Raw genomic sequence first — 14373 nt, forward strand, 5'->3', positions numbered from 1 at the left:
TCTATCTAGCGAAGCGGGCTGTTCTCGTCGCAGGACCGTCGCCGCCGGAGCGCCATGGGCGTGTCCTGCGCGCTTTCGGAACCGTGGGGCCGGAGCCCGATTGCGATTTTGCGATCGATCGCGACCTTCGGGGGCGACCGCGACCTCGCCGTCAGACGACAAACTCCGGGGCGCGGGCCTTCCGCGCTTTGGCCGGCCGCTGCGGTCCATGCAATCCGCGCGGCAGGTGAGACGCGTTCGCTCACGGTGGGCGGGCGAACCAGCGCTGCGGTCGGTAACGGGCAGCTTCGAAGGGCGTAAGCGAAGCGGGGATGGTGGATCTACTCGGCATGTTTCGTGGACGTCCCGCCAAGCGCGGCCAGCGGAGCTCATCGCGGCGGCGCGACGACATCACCGCGGTCGATGATCCCTTCGGCGGGTCCTATGACGACGATCCGCTCGCCGCGCTCGCCGACTCCGTGCGCAACGAGCAGCCGGCGCCGCGGATCAATCCGCGCTCGCCGCAGAACACCGAACAGATCCAGCGCAAGCCGCGGCCGTCCTCGTCGCCGGCATCGGCCAAGCCGCGCAGCAACGGCGCCGGCGCGCCGCAGCTGCTGCGCCGGCCGGGCTTCCTCGCCGTGCATTCGATCGAAAAGAGTTTTGGCAGCCGCCAGGTGGTGCGCGGCGTGTCGATCTATGTCCGCCGCGGCGAGGCGGTCGGCCTGTTGGGTCCGAACGGGGCCGGCAAGACCACCGTGTTCTACATGATCACCGGCCTGATCAAGGCCGATCGCGGCGCCATCGAACTCGACGGCCACGACGTCACGCGGCTGCCGATGTATCAGCGCGCCCGGCTCGGCATCGGCTATCTGCCGCAGGAAGCCTCGATCTTCCGCGGCCTCACCGTCGAGCAGAACATCCGCGCCGTGCTCGAAGTGGTCGAGCCCTCGCGCAAGAAGCGCGAGCGCGAGCTCGATGCGCTGCTCGAGGAGTTCACCATCACGCGGCTGCGCAAATCGCCGTCGATCGCGCTGTCCGGCGGTGAGCGCCGCCGCGTCGAGATCGCGCGCGCGCTCGCCACGCGCCCGAACTACATGCTGCTCGACGAGCCGTTCGCCGGCATCGATCCGATCGCGGTCGGCGACATTCAGCAGCTGGTGCGCCATCTCACCAATCGCGGCATCGGCGTGCTGATCACCGACCATAATGTCCGCGAGACGCTCGGCCTCACCGACCGCGCCTACATCGTCTATGCCGGACAGATTCTCACCGAAGGCAGCCCGGAGGAGATCGTCGCCGATCCCGACGTGCGCCGGCTCTATCTCGGCGAGGAATTCAGGCTGTAGGATTTGGGCTGTAGGATTACGGACGCAATTTCTGCAGGCTTTTGTCGCGATCGCGACAGGCGACGAAAACGCCGCAATCGATGCTGTTTCCAGCGGGTGCGTGCGGGCCGGTAATTGCGTCTTGCCGCCGCGCCATACTCCGTTTTTCTTATTCGTCAAGCCGTGTACATCGCGCGCAGATTAGGATAAGCAAGAAATGGACCAGTAAGGGAATGTTCTTGCTCCCATGGCGTTGACGCAGAGACTAGAATTCCGTCAGTCACAGTCGCTGGTGATGACGCCGCAGCTGATGCAGGCGATCAAGCTGCTGCAGCTGTCCAATCTCGACCTCTCCACGTTCGTCGAAGAGGAGCTGGAGCGCAACCCGCTGCTCGAGCGCGCCAGCGATGGTCCCGAGGCTCCGGTCGCCGGCGAGCAGCAGATGTCCGAGCGCGCCGAATTCCCGGAAGGTGGCGAGGCCGGTGGCGACGATTTCGGCGAGGGCGGCGGCAGCACTGGCGAGAGCTATGAGAGCGCGCCCGAAGACTGGATGAGCCGCGATCTCGGCACCCGTACGGAGATCGAACAGACGCTCGACACCGGGCTCGACAACGTGTTCTCCGAGGAGCCGGCCGAAGCCGCGGCGCGCACCGCGCAGGACGCGGCGCCCACGACCTACACCGAATGGGGCGGCGGCGCGTCCGGCGACGAGGACTACAATCTGGAGGCTTTCGTCGCCGCCGAAACCACGCTGTCGGACCATCTGGCCGAGCAGGCGGCGGTGGCCTTCACCGCGCCGGCCGATCGCATGATCGGCCAGTACCTGATCGATCTGGTCGACGATGCCGGCTATCTGCCGGCCGATCTCGGCCAGGCGGCCGAGCGGCTCGGGGCCGAACAGGCCGACGTCGACGCGGTGCTGGGCGTGCTGCAGACGTTCGATCCGCCCGGCATCTGCGCGCGCAATCTGAGCGAATGTCTGGCGATCCAGCTGCGCGAGCTCGACCGTTACGATCCGGCGATGCAGGCGCTGATCGAGCATCTCGATCTCCTCGCCAAGCGCGACTTCGGAAGCTTGCGCAAGCTGTGCGGCGTCGACGACGAGGACCTCGTCGACATGATCGGCGAGATCAGGCGGCTCGATCCGAAGCCGGGCCTGAAGTTCGGCACCACGCGCACGCAGACCATGGTGCCGGACGTCTATGTGCGCCCGGGTCCCGATGGCGGCTGGCTGGTCGAACTCAACAGCGACACGCTGCCGCGCGTCCTGGTGAACCAGGTCTATTATTCCGAGCTGTCGAAGACGATCCGCAAGGACGGCGACAAGTCCTACTTCACCGACTGCCTGCAGAACGCGACGTGGCTGGTGCGCGCGCTCGATCAGCGCGCGCGCACGATCCTGAAGGTCGCGACCGAGATCGTGCGCCAGCAGGACGGCTTCTTCACTCATGGTGTCGCGCATCTGCGGCCGCTCAATCTGAAGGCGGTTGCGGATGCGATCCAGATGCACGAATCGACGGTATCGCGCGTCACCGCCAACAAATACATGGCGACCAATCGCGGCACGTTCGAGCTGAAATACTTCTTCACTGCCTCGATCGCCTCGGCCGACGGCGGCGAGGCGCATTCGGCCGAAGCGGTGCGCCACCACATCAAGCAGCTGATCGATGCGGAAGATCCGTCCGCGATTCTTTCCGACGACACCATCGTCGAGAAGCTGCGCGCGGCCGGGATCGACATCGCCCGCCGCACGGTCGCGAAATACCGGGAGGCGATGCGGATCCCGTCGTCGGTGCAGCGCCGCCGCGACAAGCAGAGCATGCTGGCGCATGCCATGTCGGCGCCCGCCGGCACCGACCGCACCCGGGATACCGCGTCAGTTTGACCGCGCCGCAAGATTGCGCCTTAACCAAATAGGCTTAGTGTCATCATCGGTTCACATGAATCGAGGCGGCACATGACCCTGCGGATTTCCGGAAAGAGCATCAGCGTCAGCGAGGCGCTGCGCGGGCGCGTCAGCGAACGCACCGACGAGGTGCTGCGCAAATATTTCGACGGGAACTATTCCGGCCACGTCACGCTCTCCAAGGACGGCTTCGGGTTCAAGACCGATTGCGCACTGCACCTAGATTCGGGCATCACGCTCGAAGCCGAATCGAGCGCGCCGGACGCGTATGCCAGTGCCGACCAGGCGCTGCTGATGATCGAAAAGCGGCTGCGCCGCTACAAGAGCCGGCTGAAGGATCGCTCGGCCCGTAAATCCCATGCGGCCACCGCGGCGCTCGCCAGTCTCGACGGCGCAGTGCTGGATGCACCGAGCTATGTGATCGAAGCGCCGGCCGAAGGCGACGAGGAGATCACCGGCTACAGTCCCGTCATCATCGCCGAGGCAACGACGGCCCTGAAGCGGCTATCGGTGTCAGAAGCGGTTCTGGAACTCGACCTCTCCGGCGCACCCTGCATGGTTTTTCAGCATGGCTCGAGCGGCCGTGTGAACATCATCTACCGCCGTGCCGACGGCAACATCGGCTGGGTCGATCCACCCACGGTGACGCCGTAGTCTCACGGAGACGTCTCACGGCGCCGTCGCCGCCCGGCGGGAAGGCCGGAAATACGTTCCTGATCAGCCGGTTGCCATGGCGATGCAGCGTCACGCCATGGCCATGGAAAGATGCGATCACGGCGCCGGAGCCGGGCGCCTTCAGGCTGCCATGCTCGCGCGATCTTTAGGATAGGCCGTGGGAACATGCTTGCGGGAGTTGGCACCGCCGCTGCGTTGGGGTAGAAGCCCCTCGCATTGGACAAGGGTTAAGCCCGCCTGCCGCCTCAGCTTCTTGACGCCGGTCTGTCCCGACCTATTTCGCACACTGACGGTTCAATCACCTCGGAACGCCCTATGCCGATTACCGATCTGGTCGCACCCGAGGCGATCCTGCCGGCTTTGAAGGTCATCAGCAAGAAGCAGGCACTGCAGGAACTCGCGGCGCGTGCCGCCGCGCTGACCGGCCAGAACGAGCGCAACGTGTTCGAGGTCCTGCTGCAGCGGGAGAAGCTCGGAACCACCGCCGTCGGCTACGGCGTGGCTATTCCGCATGGCAAGCTGCCAAAGCTGGAAAAGCTGTTCGGCCTGTTCGCCCGGCTGGAACGGCCGATCGATTTCGAGGCCATGGATGGCCAGCCGGTCGATCTCGTGTTCCTGCTGCTGGCGCCCGAAGGCGCCGGCGCCGATCATCTCAAGGCCCTGGCGCGCATCGCGCGCCTGCTGCGCGACCAGGACGTCGCCAAAAAGCTGCGGGCCTCCCGCGACGCCCAGGCGATCTATTCGGTGCTGGCGCTGCCGCCGGCCTCGGCGGCCTGAGCGATGAATTCGAACACTTTTTGCTACGGCACCGAGCGGGTCATGTAGCGCACGACCCTGGCGCCGCCATGGATGCTGGCCGTTGCCAACGGCGCAAAGCCGAGCGCGGCATGAAACGCGTCCGACTCCGGATTCGGCGGATCCTGATTGACCTCGCAGGTGATGCGGTCGTGGCCTGCTGCGGCGGCCTCCCGAATCAGTCGTTCGTACAGCCGGCGGGCGCAACCCTGGCCGCGGGCGGCCGGCGCCACCACGATGCGATCGACATAGACGAAGCGATCGTAACGGTCGCAAAACCAGCGGTGGTTCGGACTGCCGTAGGTCGCGCTGTGGTCCAGCGCGATCATGACGGCATCGGCACGGCCGATGCACCATGCCCGCCCCGCCACGCCATGCCGATCAGATCGGCCAGGCTCCGATCGCTCAGCAAGGACAGATCGGCCGCATGCGCGTTGTTGAGCGCGAGCACAGCCGCCATCAGTGACCGGTCGGCGGCCAGTCCGGCAGATGTCAGGTCACGAATGGGCTCGTGCATGGTCTTTCAACAAAAAGCCGCCCCTCTTTCGAGGGACGGCCCGCCTATCGCAGATGTTCTCTACCATCGCAAGCCGACGCTGGCGGCTGCGAGCCGTTCGGCTCAGTGCACGCTTACCGCCTGCAGCTCGTGGCTCCACGCATTGGCGATGGCGGCTTCACGGCTGTCGGTGAGCATGATCGGCGTGCCGTCGGCGGCATGCAGAGCGAACAGCTTCAATCCCGGCGCGATGTGCGGTGCCTGCGGAAACAGGCCCGGCACGTCTTCGGAGCGGATCTGCTTCACATAGGCGATGTGACCTTCGCCCAACGTGGCCAGCGACTCCGGGGAGACGCTGGATTCAAACGCAACATTACCCTCAGTCATGGTCTCGACTCCTTCTGAGACTCAAGCGGTCGAGTCCGCTACTCGTTCCATTCGATCCATTATTCGTGTTCATTGATCGCTATTGTCTTAACGATCCGCTCAGGCTCCGGCCTGGCCAGATCGACCGACAACAATCCGTTCTTCAGATCCGCTCCCAACACGTGCATTCCCTCCGCCAGCACGAAGGTGCGCTGGAAGTGGCGGGCGGCGATGCCGCGATGAATGTACTGCCGGGTCTTGTCGTCCTGCTGCCGGCCGCGAATGACGAGCTGGTTTTCCTCAATGGTGACATCGAGTTGGTCGCGGGTGAAACCCGCCACCGCCAGCGTGATCCGCAGACGCTCGGGCTGGCCATTGGTGCGTTCGAACCGCTCGATATTGTACGGCGGATATCCGTCGGCACCTTTGACCACGCGGTCGAGCACACGCTCGATCTCGTCGAAGCCCAATAGGAACGGGCTGGAGAGCGAAGGAACACGAGACATGGTTTACAAAGTCCTCTCGAAGCGACTTTGACGTTTCAGGGCCCTGTCGGCACCCCTTGAGCAGCAATATGGGCACGATCCGGGGAGCGTTCAAGCACCCCGTCGCGCGGGAACACCTTGTCTGTGGAAGGGCTTAAACGGTCAGGCGTTGCCGGCCATCGGCCGAGAACAGATGCAGCTTGGCTCGCGGCGCGACCGCACGAATCCGCGTGCCGATCGCGGGCGCCGCGGTGCCCGGCAGCCGAACGATGACGTCGTTCGCGGTGGCGGCCAGGCTGTCATTGTGGCCCAGGTCGTCCTGGCGGGCGCCGTAGACATAGGTCTCGGCGCCGACGTGCTCGATCGCATCGATTCGCAGGTCGAGACCGACCCCGCCGGCCGGCACGGTGTCGCCGAGTTCGAAATCCTCCGGGCGGATGCCGAGCTGGCCGGCCTCCGCCGGAACCGCGTCCGCGCCAAGGAGCTGCGGGCGCACCGTATCGACCGGCATCAGGTTCATCGGCGGCGCGCCGATGAACGACGCCACGAACGTCGTCGCCGGCTTCTGATAGATCTCGAGCGGATTGCCGATCTGCTCCACCCGGCCGCCATTCATCACCACCAGGATGTCGGCGAGCGTCATCGCTTCGAGCTGGTCGTGGGTGACGTAGATCGCGGTGGTGTCGAGCCGGCGCTGCAGCTTGCGGATCTCGACCCGCATCGCAATGCGCAGCTTGGCGTCGAGGTTGGACAGCGGCTCGTCGAACAGGAACACTTTCGGCTTGCGCACGATGGCGCGGCCCATCGCGACGCGCTGGCGCTGGCCGCCGGAGAGCTGGCGCGGCTTCCGCTGCAGCATGGTGCCGAGTTCGAGGATTCCAGCGGCATCCTCGACGCGCGTCTTGATCTCGGCCTCGGGTACGCGGCGGTTCCGCAGCCCGTAGGCCATGTTGTCGTAGACGCTCATATGCGGGTAGAGCGCGTAGTTCTGGAACACCATCGCGATGTCGCGATCGGCGGGTTCGATGGCGTTGACGATGCGGCCGCCGATGTCGATCTCGCCCGACGAGATCGTCTCCAGCCCGGCGACCATGCGCAGCAGGGTGGATTTGCCGCAGCCCGAGGGACCGACGAGCACGCAGAACTGGCCGTCGCCGACCTCGATATCGATGCCTTTGATGGCCTCGAAACCGCCGGGATAGACCTTGCGGACGTTGCGGAGCGTGACGTTGGCCATTGGCGGTTACCGGTGATGAGTGGATGGCGAGCGATTGCTGGCGAATAGCGAATAGGGAGTAGCGAATAAGGAAGGCGAATGGATCGTCATGCTCCGACCCCTATTCGCCATTCGCCACTCCCTATTCGCCTCCCTCACTTTTCCGTCTCCACGAGACCCTTCACGAACAGGCGCTGCATGAAGATGACGACTGCGACCGGCGGCAGCATCGCCAGGACGGCGGTCGCCATCGCGAGCTGCCATTCGGCGAGTTCGTCCGTCGTCGACAGCATCTTCTTGATGCCGATCACGATGGTCTGCATCGAATCCTTGGTGGTGATCAGCAGCGGCCAGAGATACTGATTCCAGCCATAGATGAACTGGATCACGAACAGCGCCGCGACCGTCGTCATCGACAGCGGCAGCAGCGTGTCCCAGAAGAAGCGCAACGGGCCGGCGCCGTCGATGCGCGAGGCTTCCAGCAGTTCGTCCGGGACGGTCATGAAAAACTGACGGAACAGCAAGGTTCCGGTGGCGGATGCGATCAGCGGCAGGATCAGGCCGGCATAGGTGTCGAGCATGCGCAGATCGGCGACGATCTTGTAGGTGGGATAGATGCGCACCTCGACCGGCAGCATCAGGGTGATGAAGATGATCCAGAACGCGGTCTTGCGGAACGGAAAGCGGAAATAGACGATGGCGAACGCCGACAGGATCGAGATGAAGATCTTGCCGACGGCGATCCCGATCGCCATGACGAAGGAGTTGAGGAGCAGCAAGCCGACCGGCTGGTTCATGAAGCGCGAACCGCCGACGAACACCGCGCGATAATAGTTCTCCAGCATGCGGCCACCGGGCACGAGCGGCAGATTGCCGCTGACCACGGTCGCCGCGTCATAGGTGGAGGCGATGAAGGCGACGTAGACCGGGAAGGCGAAGATCACGACGCCGAGCGACAGCACGATGTAGGCGACGAGATCCCGGAGCGGGCGATGCTCGACCATCAGTACTGCACCTTGCGCTCGACGTAGCGGAATTGGACGGCGGTCAGCGCGATCACGATCACCATCAGCACCACGGACTGTGCGGCCGAGCCGCCGAGATCGCCGCCGAGGCGGCCGTCGGCGAACACCTTGTAGACCATGGTCGTGGTCGAGCCGGCGGGCCCACCCGAAGTGACGGCATCGATGATGCCGAAGGTCTCGAAGAACACGTAGACGATGTTGACCACCAGCAGGAAGAACGTGGTTGGCGACAGCAGCGGGAAGATGATGGTCCAGAACCGCCGCAGCGGACCGGCGCCGTCGATCGCGCCGGCCTCGATCACGCTTTTCGGGATCGCCTGCAGGCCGGCGAGAAAGAACAGGAAGTTGTAGGCGACCTGCTTCCACACCGCGGCCATCACCACCAGGATCATGGCATGCGTGCCGTTGAGCATCGGATTCCAGTCGAAGCCCATGATGCGCAGCGGGCGCGCCAAGGTGCCGAGCGTCGGATGAAAGATGAAGAACCACAGCACGCCGGCAACCGCGGGCGCCACCGCATAGGGCCAGATCATCAGCGTCTTGTAGGTCGCGGCGCCCTTCAGGTTCTTGTCGGCCTGGGTGGCGAACAGCAGCGCGACACTGAGCGACAGCACGGCCACCAGCGACGAGAACACCACCGTGGTGCCGATCGCGGTGTAATATTCCGGCTGGGCGAACAGCGACTGGTAGTTCTCGAGCCCGACGAATTCCGAATTGAGGCCGAAGGCGTCCTCACGCAGGAAGGATTGCCAGATCGCTTGGCTGGCCGGCCAGTAGAAGAAGATCAGCGTGATCGCGAGCTGCGGCGCCAGCAGCAGGTAAGGCAACAGCTTGCCGTTGAAGACGACCGACTTTTCCATGGATGCGCCGCGGGAGGGACTGAGGCGAGGCTTCCCCTCCCAGCGGAGGGGAAGCCTTAGGGGGACGACCTTACTTGGCCGTTTTCTCGAAAGTGCGCAACATCGCATTGCCGCGCGAGACGGCCGAATCCAGCGCGTCCTTGGCAGCCTTCTTGCCGGCCAGCGCCGCCTCGATCTCCTCGGCCCAGATGTCGCGCATCTGAACCATGTTGCCGAAGCGCAGGCCGCGCGAATTCTCGGTCGGCTCCTTGTTGGTGAGCTCCTTCAGCGGCGTCTCCAGGGTGGGGTTCTTCTCGTAGAAGCCGTCGGCCTTGGTCTTCTCATAGGCCGCCTTGGTGATCGGCAGATAGCCGGATTCCTGGTGCAGCTTGGCCTGGCGGTTGGTGTCCGACAGGAAAGTGAAGAACTTGGCGACGCCCTTGTACTCGTCGGCGGTCTTGCCGCCGATCACCCACAGCGAGGCGCCGCCGATGATCGAGTTCTGCGGTGCGCCCTGGACGTCGGGATAATAGGGCATCGGCGCCGAGGTGAAGTCGAACTTGGCGGTGCTCTTGGCGGTGGCGTAGTAGCCGGACGAAGTCAGGAAGATCGCGCATTCGCCCGAGCCGAACCGGCTTTCGCTCTGATTGCCGCGGCCGGAATAGTCGTAGGTCTTGTCCTTCTGCAGGTCGATCAGGTTCTGCAGGTGCTTGACGGCGAGCGGCGAGTTGAACTCGAGCACGGTGTCGAAGCCGTCGAGGCCGTTGGCCTTGGTGCCGATCGGCACGTTGTGCCAAGCGGAGAACTGCTCGATATGCGCCCAGGTCGCCCAGGCGTTCGAGAAGCCGCAGGTTTCGTGTCCGGCCGCCTTCAGCTTCTTGGCGGCCTCGAACACCGCGGGCCAGGTCTTCGGGATCTCGGCAATTCCGGCCTTCTTCAACTCGTCCTTGTTGATCCACATCACCATGGATGAGGAGTTGAACGGGAACGACAGCATGTCGCCTTTGGAGGTCGAGTAGTAGCCGGTGATGGCCGGCAGATAGGCCTTCGGGTCGAACGGCTCGCCGGCGTCCTTCATCAGCTCATAGACCGGCTTGATCGCGCCCTTGGCGCTCATCATCGTCGCGGTGCCGACCTCGAACACCTGCAGGATGTGCGGCGCGCTGCCGGCGCGGAACGCCGCGATGCCGGCATTCATCGTATCGGGATAGGCGCCCTTGAAGGTCGGCACGACCTTGTAGTCGCTCTGCGACGCGTTGAAATCCTCGGCGAGCTTGTTGACGATATCGTTGTTGCCGCCGGTCATGGCGTGCCACCACTGAATTTCAGTCACCGCGTGCGCGGGCGAAATTGCAAAACCAAAGGTGGCTGCAAGCGCAGCGGCCGCAGCGAATTGTCGAAGTGACATCAAAAAAATCCTCCCGTGAACGTCATCGTTGCGGCCCTAACAGCGCCAGATGACAGTTATGTGAATGTATAGACCGCTGATACCGCAAGCGAAAGCCATGCGCAGTCCGCACGCGCCAACGAGGCAGACCGCTTCGATCCGCCGCACCGTCGTGGTGCGACGCGGCGACGGATCGCGGGCATTGCGTCAGCGCTTGCGGTCGGCGCAGACGGTTCCGGCGGCCAGCAGCGCCGCGATCTCCTCGGAGGTGTAGCCGAACTCGTTCAGCACCTCCTGGGCATGCTGGCTGAACGTCGGTGGCGTCGAGCGCAGGCTCGGCTTGGTGCGGTCCAGTCGGATCGGCGAGGCTACGCCCTTGTACCAGTCCTTCTCGATGATATCGCCGCGATGGATGGTGTGCGGACTGGTCAGCGCCTGGTCGATCTTCTGCACCGGGCCTGCCGGCAGGCCGGCGGCCAGCAGCCGGTCGCACAGCGGCTCGGCCTCGAACTGGCTGAACACGGCGGCGAGCTCGGCGCGCAGCGCCTCGCGGTTGGCGACGCGGTCCCGGTTGCGCGCAAAGCGCGGATCGGTGCCGAGCTCGGGACGGCCGATCTCGCGTGCGAGCTTGCGGAAGGTGCCGTCATTGCCGACGCCGATGAAGATGTCATCGGTCCTGGTCGGAAAGATCGCGTAGGGCACGAGGTTGGGATGCTCGTTGCCGGTCAGCGACGGCGGCTTGCCGTGCATGAAGTAGTTCGCGGCGTGCGGATGCATGATCGCAAGGCCGGTCTCGTACAGCGTGACTTCGAGGAACTGGCCGATGCCGGAGCGCTGCCGTTCCGACAGCGCCATCAGGATACCAATGGCGGCGTAGAGGCCAGTGGTGATGTCGACCAGTGGCACGCCGATCCGCATCGGCCCGCTTTCGGGTGAGCCGGTCGCGGCGATCATGCCGGTCATGGCCTGGATGATCGCGTCATAGCCGGGATTGCCGCCGCGCGGGCCGTCGGCGCCGAAGCCGCAGATGCGGCAGTGCACGAGCCGCGGAAACTTGTCGCGCAGCGTGTCGCTGCCGATGCCCCACTTCTCCAGCGTCCCCGGCTTGAAGTTCTCGATCAGCACGTCGGCGGTCTCGAGCATCTTCAACAGCACGACGCGCCCGCCTTCGGAGGCGAGGTCGAGGCCGATCGAGCGCTTGTTGCGGTTGATCCCGACGAAATAGGCGGCGTCCTCGTCGTGGAAGGGAGGGCCCCAGTCGCGGACCTCGTCGCCGGCCGGCGGCTCGACCTTGATCACGTCGGCGCCGTGATCGGCCAGGATCTGCGTGCAATAGGGGCCGCCGAGCACGCGCGTCAGATCGATCACGCGCAGGCCGGCCATGGCGCCGGGAGCAAAGGGAGGTGTCATGGAATGTCGCGAGGTTGCTTCAACTCGCGGTCATTAAGCATTGCCGTGGCGCCGGCGCAAACGGGGGCTGCCATGCAACAGGACGACGGAGGCCGTCCTGCCGCATGGCGGAATTGGAGCTCAGACGACGGTCAGCTTGACGTCGACATTGCCGCGGGTGGCGTTGGAGTAGGGGCAGACCTCGTGGGCCTTGGCGACCAGCGCCTCGGCGTCGGCCTTGGCGAGGCCCGGCAGCGACACCGCGAGCTCGACGGTGATGCCGAAGCCGCCTTCGGAACGCGGGCCGATGCCGACCGTTGACGTCACGGCCGTGTCAGCAGGGACCTTCGGCCCGCCCTGCGAGCCGACGAACTTCATCGCGCCGAGGAAGCAGGCAGCGTAGCCGGCCGCGAACAGCTGCTCCGGATTGTTGCCGGCGCCGCCGCCGCCGCCGAGCTCCTTCGGGGTGGCGAGCTTGACGCTCAGCGAGCCGTCGAGGGTGGCCGCCTCGCCGTCGCGACCGCCGGTGGCCTTGGCGCTGGTCTTGTAGAGCACGTTCACGGACATGGGTGTCTCCCGGGTTGGGTGGAGTGGAATTCAGTGAGACGCATATTGCACACAATTCGATTGCGTACAATATGATTGCTCGGTAGAAAATTCGTGATCAGCGCGTCCAGGCCGTTGCCGAAATCTCTCGGCGGCTCCCAAGATGCGCCTGATGCCCCGTCCCTGGTGTGACAATGCCCAAGAAGACGAACCCCGACGTGCCGTTGCAGCTCGGCAGCCAGCTCTGCTTCGCGGTCTACTCGACCGCGCACGCCTTCAACCGCGTCTACAAGCCGCTGCTCGACCGGCTCGGCCTGACCTATCCGCAATATCTGGTGATGCTGGTGCTGTGGGAGCGCGACGGTCTGTCGGTCAAGGAAATCGGCGAGCGGCTGTTTCTTGATTCAGGCACGCTGACTCCGCTGCTCAAGCGCATGGAGGCGTTGCAGCTGCTGACGCGGACCCGATCAACCGAGGACGAGCGCCAGGTGCTGGTCACGCTCACAGGGCAGGGGGCGGCGTTGCGGGACAACGCCCGCGCCATCGTGCCGCCGGCGATCCTCGACGCAACGGGCTGCTCGATCGCGGAGCTGGCGGACCTGCACGGCAAGCTGGTGCGCTTAAGGGAGCGGCTGGAGGCGGCGGTGGAGGGGTGAGGCTGGTCTAAAGGCGCTTTTTCGCGAAGGCGCGGCCTGAGCCGGATTTGAGGTATCGTTCGAACGCGAACGCCTGCTTCGTGTCGTTGAAGGCGACATAGGTCTTCAGTCGCCACGGCCGAAACTTGGACGTATGCGGGACTTCGCCGGCATTATGTTTGGTGACACGTGCAGGGACGTCGTCCGTGATGCCGGCGTAGAAATGCCCGCCGTCGAGACTCTCGAGAATGTAGACGAACTTCATCGCAGGCCGCCCCCGACCGTTTGCGGGTCGAGTGTGGCAGGCCGTAGCGCGCGGCGTCCACAGCTTCAGCAGAACGAGCAGTGCGGAGAAGGTCGCTTCATCACGGGTGAGAGGTCCGCCTTCGCCTTCCCGCCTGCGCCCAAGTAGGCTCCGGCGTCCAGGCTACGGCGCGACAGCCTTTGCTCGCTTCGCTTCATTTGAGAGTTTTGGGTGGCTTGCCGAGCCGAAGCTCGCGAAGCAACGGAGGGACATTCTTCTGCTGAGCCAGGTCCGCCTTCGCCTTCCCGCCTGCGCCCAAGTGGGCTTCGGCGTCCAGGCTACGGCGCGACAGCCTTCGCTCGCTTCGCTTCATTTGAGAGTTTTGGGTGGCTTGCCGAGCCGAAGCTCGCGAAGCGAGCGAAGGCTGGTGGAGCCAGGCGGGATCGAACCGCCGACCTCTTGCATGCCATGCAAGCGCTCTCCCAGCTGAGCTATGGCCCCTGAACCGAACCGGCGGTCTGGGCGACCGCCGGGGAGCACCGTGAACCACAGTTCGCGGCTGATCTCAAGTGGCTTCGACGATTATTCTTCGTCGCCGCCGACATCGCCGATGATGTCTGTGACATCTTCGTCGCCTTCTTCCTCGTCGGCGATGAAGGTCGAGTCGTCATCCTCGTCGTCGTCGAGCGTCTCGTCGATCTCGATGTCGTCCTCGGACTCCGGAACGACGGCCTTGACCTTGCCGGAGTTCTCCTCGGCATCGGCCTCCTCGAGCGACACCAACTCCTCGGCCTCGGCCGGCTCGTTCACGGTCTCCTGCGCGGCGGCGCGCGCCGCCTCGCCGCGCATCGCGCGGGTGGGCGCCACCGGGGCGATCGGCACGACCTCGCCGGTGTAGGGCGAGATCACCGGGTTCTTGTTGAGGTCGTAGAACTTTTTGCCCGTGGTCGGGCAAATGCGTTTGGTTCCGAGCTCGGATTTGGCCACGTGCAGGCGTCCTGGCAATGTCTGAAAAGCGGTGTCTCACTTGGCTAGTTGCCGCGCCGCTGTCAATAGCGCTTT

Annotated in this window: 17 protein-coding genes and 1 tRNA gene; 5 read left to right on the forward strand and 13 right to left on the reverse strand. The window is 64.8% G+C overall.

Features of this window, described 5'->3' with window-relative positions:
• Positions 1-311 precede the first annotated feature (311 nt).
• The 4 genes from lptB to ptsN all read left to right on the forward strand — a co-directional run bounded on the left by lptB (position 312) and on the right by ptsN (position 4665).
• Positions 312-1328: an LPS export ABC transporter ATP-binding protein gene (lptB, locus tag ACQR1B_RS00190; protein ID WP_434832857.1), complete on the forward strand. Its 1017-nt coding sequence runs from the start codon at positions 312-314 to the stop codon at positions 1326-1328.
• Between the two features lie 226 nt (positions 1329-1554).
• Complete coding sequence (gene rpoN, locus ACQR1B_RS00195) at positions 1555-3192, forward strand: RNA polymerase factor sigma-54 (protein ID WP_434832856.1); 1638 nt, start codon at positions 1555-1557, stop codon at positions 3190-3192.
• Positions 3193-3264: 72 nt separating this feature from the next.
• The gene (gene hpf / locus ACQR1B_RS00200; RefSeq protein ID WP_434832855.1) at positions 3265-3867 is read left to right on the forward strand and encodes a ribosome hibernation-promoting factor, HPF/YfiA family; all 603 of its coding nucleotides are present in this window, start codon (positions 3265-3267) and stop codon (positions 3865-3867) included.
• Positions 3868-4203: 336 nt separating this feature from the next.
• On the forward strand, positions 4204-4665 hold the full coding sequence (ptsN, locus tag ACQR1B_RS00205; RefSeq protein ID WP_008962742.1) for a PTS IIA-like nitrogen regulatory protein PtsN: 462 nt from the start codon (positions 4204-4206) through the stop codon (positions 4663-4665).
• A 23-nt stretch (positions 4666-4688) separates the two neighbouring features.
• Here the strand turns inward: ptsN and ACQR1B_RS00210 are convergent, their stop codons facing one another.
• The 10 genes from ACQR1B_RS00210 to ACQR1B_RS00255 all read right to left on the reverse strand — a co-directional run bounded on the left by ACQR1B_RS00210 (position 4689) and on the right by ACQR1B_RS00255 (position 12453).
• Positions 4689-5012 (reverse strand): GNAT family N-acetyltransferase, encoded by a 324-nt coding sequence (locus ACQR1B_RS00210; protein ID WP_434832854.1) that lies wholly within the window; start codon positions 5010-5012, stop codon positions 4689-4691.
• On the reverse strand, positions 5009-5200 hold the full coding sequence (locus tag ACQR1B_RS00215) for a hypothetical protein (protein WP_434832853.1): 192 nt from the start codon (positions 5198-5200) through the stop codon (positions 5009-5011). Before ACQR1B_RS00215 ends, ACQR1B_RS00210 begins: the two co-directional genes overlap by 4 nt.
• A gap of 102 nt (positions 5201-5302) precedes the next feature.
• Positions 5303-5566 (reverse strand): DUF1150 family protein, encoded by a 264-nt coding sequence (locus ACQR1B_RS00220; protein WP_434832852.1) that lies wholly within the window; start codon positions 5564-5566, stop codon positions 5303-5305.
• A gap of 59 nt (positions 5567-5625) precedes the next feature.
• Positions 5626-6051, reverse strand: a complete 426-nt coding sequence (locus ACQR1B_RS00225) for an Hsp20 family protein (protein ID WP_006613108.1) — start codon at positions 6049-6051, stop codon at positions 5626-5628.
• Positions 6052-6184: 133 nt separating this feature from the next.
• Positions 6185-7267 (reverse strand): sn-glycerol-3-phosphate import ATP-binding protein UgpC, encoded by a 1083-nt coding sequence (locus ACQR1B_RS00230; RefSeq protein WP_434832851.1) that lies wholly within the window; start codon positions 7265-7267, stop codon positions 6185-6187.
• A gap of 134 nt (positions 7268-7401) precedes the next feature.
• The gene (ugpE, locus tag ACQR1B_RS00235; protein WP_434832850.1) at positions 7402-8250 is read right to left on the reverse strand and encodes a sn-glycerol-3-phosphate ABC transporter permease UgpE; all 849 of its coding nucleotides are present in this window, start codon (positions 8248-8250) and stop codon (positions 7402-7404) included.
• Positions 8250-9131 (reverse strand): sn-glycerol-3-phosphate ABC transporter permease UgpA, encoded by an 882-nt coding sequence (gene ugpA, locus ACQR1B_RS00240; protein ID WP_434832849.1) that lies wholly within the window; start codon positions 9129-9131, stop codon positions 8250-8252. The genes ugpE and ugpA overlap by 1 nt, the downstream gene beginning before the upstream one ends.
• A 70-nt stretch (positions 9132-9201) precedes the next feature.
• Positions 9202-10518, reverse strand: a complete 1317-nt coding sequence (gene ugpB, locus ACQR1B_RS00245) for a sn-glycerol-3-phosphate ABC transporter substrate-binding protein UgpB (RefSeq protein ID WP_434832848.1) — start codon at positions 10516-10518, stop codon at positions 9202-9204.
• A gap of 186 nt (positions 10519-10704) precedes the next feature.
• Entirely contained in the window at positions 10705-11907 is a 1203-nt protein-coding gene (locus tag ACQR1B_RS00250) for a CaiB/BaiF CoA transferase family protein (RefSeq protein WP_434832847.1), read from the reverse strand.
• Positions 11908-12027: 120 nt separating this feature from the next.
• Positions 12028-12453 carry an organic hydroperoxide resistance protein gene (locus tag ACQR1B_RS00255; protein WP_434832846.1) on the reverse strand — a complete coding sequence of 142 codons (426 nt, stop codon included), beginning with the start codon at positions 12451-12453 and terminating at the stop codon, positions 12028-12030.
• A gap of 173 nt (positions 12454-12626) precedes the next feature.
• Between ACQR1B_RS00255 and ACQR1B_RS00260 the strand changes: the two genes are divergently transcribed.
• On the forward strand, positions 12627-13088 hold the full coding sequence (locus ACQR1B_RS00260) for a MarR family winged helix-turn-helix transcriptional regulator (protein ID WP_434832845.1): 462 nt from the start codon (positions 12627-12629) through the stop codon (positions 13086-13088).
• Between the two features lie 7 nt (positions 13089-13095).
• Here ACQR1B_RS00260 and ACQR1B_RS00265 read toward each other — a convergent pair whose 3' ends face one another.
• The 3 genes from ACQR1B_RS00265 to ACQR1B_RS00275 form a co-directional block, all read right to left on the reverse strand.
• Positions 13096-13332, reverse strand: a complete 237-nt coding sequence (locus ACQR1B_RS00265; RefSeq protein ID WP_434832844.1) for a GIY-YIG nuclease family protein — start codon at positions 13330-13332, stop codon at positions 13096-13098.
• A gap of 404 nt (positions 13333-13736) precedes the next feature.
• Positions 13737-13812: transfer RNA gene (locus ACQR1B_RS00270), tRNA-Ala, on the reverse strand.
• A gap of 81 nt (positions 13813-13893) precedes the next feature.
• Positions 13894-14298, reverse strand: a complete 405-nt coding sequence (locus ACQR1B_RS00275) for a TIGR02300 family protein (RefSeq protein ID WP_011923370.1) — start codon at positions 14296-14298, stop codon at positions 13894-13896.
• Between the last annotated feature and the right edge of the window lie 75 nt (positions 14299-14373).

Source organism: Bradyrhizobium oligotrophicum, assembly GCF_051168495.1.
Taxonomy (GTDB): Bacteria; Pseudomonadota; Alphaproteobacteria; order Rhizobiales; family Xanthobacteraceae; genus Bradyrhizobium; species Bradyrhizobium oligotrophicum_A.

What these genes read in the sequence shown, in the direction of transcription:
- lptB (WP_434832857.1), top strand. Translation starts at nt 312, where the DNA reads ATGGTGGATCTACTCGGCATGTTTCGTGGACGTCCCGCCAAGCGCGGC.
- rpoN (WP_434832856.1), top strand. Translation starts at nt 1,555, where the DNA reads ATGGCGTTGACGCAGAGACTAGAATTCCGTCAGTCACAGTCGCTGGTG.
- hpf (WP_434832855.1), top strand. Translation starts at nt 3,265, where the DNA reads ATGACCCTGCGGATTTCCGGAAAGAGCATCAGCGTCAGCGAGGCGCTG.
- ptsN (WP_008962742.1), top strand. Translation starts at nt 4,204, where the DNA reads ATGCCGATTACCGATCTGGTCGCACCCGAGGCGATCCTGCCGGCTTTG.
- ACQR1B_RS00210 (WP_434832854.1), bottom strand. Translation starts at nt 5,012, where the DNA reads ATGATCGCGCTGGACCACAGCGCGACCTACGGCAGTCCGAACCACCGC.
- ACQR1B_RS00215 (WP_434832853.1), bottom strand. Translation starts at nt 5,200, where the DNA reads ATGCACGAGCCCATTCGTGACCTGACATCTGCCGGACTGGCCGCCGAC.
- ACQR1B_RS00220 (WP_434832852.1), bottom strand. Translation starts at nt 5,566, where the DNA reads ATGACTGAGGGTAATGTTGCGTTTGAATCCAGCGTCTCCCCGGAGTCG.
- ACQR1B_RS00225 (WP_006613108.1), bottom strand. Translation starts at nt 6,051, where the DNA reads ATGTCTCGTGTTCCTTCGCTCTCCAGCCCGTTCCTATTGGGCTTCGAC.
- ACQR1B_RS00230 (WP_434832851.1), bottom strand. Translation starts at nt 7,267, where the DNA reads ATGGCCAACGTCACGCTCCGCAACGTCCGCAAGGTCTATCCCGGCGGT.
- ugpE (WP_434832850.1), bottom strand. Translation starts at nt 8,250, where the DNA reads ATGGTCGAGCATCGCCCGCTCCGGGATCTCGTCGCCTACATCGTGCTG.
- ugpA (WP_434832849.1), bottom strand. Translation starts at nt 9,131, where the DNA reads ATGGAAAAGTCGGTCGTCTTCAACGGCAAGCTGTTGCCTTACCTGCTG.
- ugpB (WP_434832848.1), bottom strand. Translation starts at nt 10,518, where the DNA reads ATGTCACTTCGACAATTCGCTGCGGCCGCTGCGCTTGCAGCCACCTTT.
- ACQR1B_RS00250 (WP_434832847.1), bottom strand. Translation starts at nt 11,907, where the DNA reads ATGACACCTCCCTTTGCTCCCGGCGCCATGGCCGGCCTGCGCGTGATC.
- ACQR1B_RS00255 (WP_434832846.1), bottom strand. Translation starts at nt 12,453, where the DNA reads ATGTCCGTGAACGTGCTCTACAAGACCAGCGCCAAGGCCACCGGCGGT.
- ACQR1B_RS00260 (WP_434832845.1), top strand. Translation starts at nt 12,627, where the DNA reads ATGCCCAAGAAGACGAACCCCGACGTGCCGTTGCAGCTCGGCAGCCAG.
- ACQR1B_RS00265 (WP_434832844.1), bottom strand. Translation starts at nt 13,332, where the DNA reads ATGAAGTTCGTCTACATTCTCGAGAGTCTCGACGGCGGGCATTTCTAC.